Raw genomic sequence first — 1,569 nt, 5'->3', positions numbered from 1 at the left:
TGAAGGCGGGGTAAGGGGTAGGGTATTGGCTGCGACATAGAGTGTCGCGGCTGGAGAATAGAATTGCACAAGTGAATAACGGGCTAAGGCCTGCTTTTGGGATCAGGTCAGCCCGAGTGATAAGAATTCGAAGAAAGGAGCCCTTCGTGAAAGCACTGAGACTCACATCGTTACTGGTTATGGCTTCCCTCGCTGCCTGTGGTGGTGGCGGTGGAGGAAGTGGCGGATCGAACACCGGTACGTCACAAGCGCAACCAGAAGATGGGTTATACCCCTCGACGGTAGAGCGCTCAGCCTTTACAGCTAGCGAAGCCTGCCCGGATGGGGGGATTACCATTGATCAGGGTATCGACACCAACACCAATGGCGTACTGGACCCCGATGAGATTTATGAATCTCAACAAGTGTGTCATGGCGCTTCGGGAGAGGACGGTCTTTCCAGTCTGATTCGTGTAGATGAAATTTCGGCAGGCCTTGAGTGTGCCAATGGCGGCTTGAAGGTGAGTGTGGGGCTGGATGCATCTGAAGATGGGGTGCTAGATGCTGAGGAAGTCAGTCAGAGTAGCTATGTCTGTTCGATTTCAGCAAGCCAAACCGATGGATTCAGTAGCTTGCTAGATATGTCCAATGAGCCTGAAGGTGCTGAGTGTGCTTCAGGGGGTCAAAAATTAACCTCTGGCTTGGACTTCAATCGCAATGGCACCCTGGATATCGATGAAGTTATTCAGACGAAATATATCTGCAACGGGGTTAGCCCGGTTGTGCACTCCTCGTTGGTGAAAACAGAAAATATTGGCCCTGGCCAGTTCTGTGACAATGGTGGAGTCAAGGTCTCCTCCGGCCTTGATGTGAACGAGGATGGCCTTCTCAGTGAAGGCGAGATAACAGGCAATGCGTACATCTGCCATGGTGAAGATGGAGAAAACTCAATTTCCCTGGTTGCTGTTGAGGTAGAGGCTGCCGGGGCCAATTGCTCCGCAGGCGGGAATAAAGTCACCAGTGGTCAGGACTTGAATGCAGATGGCACGCTGCAAGCAGAAGAAGTCACCGATGTAAATTATATCTGTAATGGAACAGATGGAATTGATGGAGAAGACGGCCTCTCCGCTCTGGTCAATGTCAGTGATGAGCCGGCAGGCGTTAACTGCCCGTCAGGAGGGAAACGGATCGAGACCGGGCAAGATGACAATGCAGATGGCATTTTACAGGCGGCTGAAATCGATCAGTCAGATTACCTGTGTAATGGGGAAAATGGCGATTCTGCCATCTCGTCTCTCGTGAGGGTGGAGCAAGAAGCGGCTGGAGCGAATTGTTCAGCCGGTGGGTATGTGCTGCATACCGGGATGGATGCAAATGCAAACGCATATCTGGATAGCAGTGAAATATCCGAATCACACTATGTTTGTAATGGTGAGGATGGGGCTGGTAGCGGAGGTGGTGATTCCGATGGGACAGCTGATATGAACTACTTCGTTGTGAATACCCAGCTTGGTGAAGTAACGGAAATTGATTGCCCTGGTGGAGCCAGCAGCAACAGCAAAAGGAAAAATGAATACTTTGCATTGGCAT

Annotated in this window: 1 protein-coding gene; it reads left to right on the top strand. The window is 51.1% G+C overall.

The genetic code is table 11. The features are described 5' to 3' along the window. Positions 1-146: 146 nt before the first annotated feature. On the top strand, positions 147-1,569 hold a 1,423-nt coding region (locus tag A3730_RS05885), incomplete at its 3' end, for a hypothetical protein (RefSeq protein WP_197477322.1).

It is taken from the genome of Alcanivorax sp. HI0044, from assembly GCF_001634945.1.
The sequence above is the reverse complement of the archived record's forward strand: the minus strand, read 5'-3'. Positions and strand labels throughout refer to the sequence as shown.